Origin of the sequence: Christiangramia aestuarii, assembly GCF_009735585.1 — a bacterium.
Taxonomy (GTDB): Bacteria; Bacteroidota; Bacteroidia; order Flavobacteriales; family Flavobacteriaceae; genus Christiangramia; species Christiangramia aestuarii.
Map to the genome: position 1 here is coordinate 1 of NZ_VJVW01000197.1, position 348 is coordinate 348.

At 72.4% G+C, this 348-nt stretch carries 1 pseudogene; it reads left to right on the forward strand.

Annotated features, from left to right (window positions below):
- Positions 1-348: pseudogene (locus FLP08_RS17505) on the forward strand (hypothetical protein); the annotation flags it as partial.

Consider the following 348-nt stretch of genomic DNA (forward strand, 5'->3'; position numbering starts at 1 on the left):
CTGGACACCGGTTTCATCGCGCGCCACCAAGACGACCTGCTGCCGGCGCCGCAAGCGCTGCCGGAGCATTTCTGGCAGGCCGCCGCCGAAGCCTGGCTGCAGAGCGAACCGGGCCACCGTCGCGACGACGACCCGCATTCGCCGTGGAGCCGCAACGACGGCTGGCGCAGCGCCCTGGCGCGGGAGTCCGACCTGATGCTGCGCTGCCGCGACGAACGCCGCTGCGTCCGCCTGCGCCACGCCAGCCCCAGCCAGTATCGCCTCGACGGCGACGACCTGGTCAGCCGGGTGGACGGTGTCACCCGTCGCTCGGCGGCATTGCGCCGCGGACGCCAGTTGTTCCTCGAA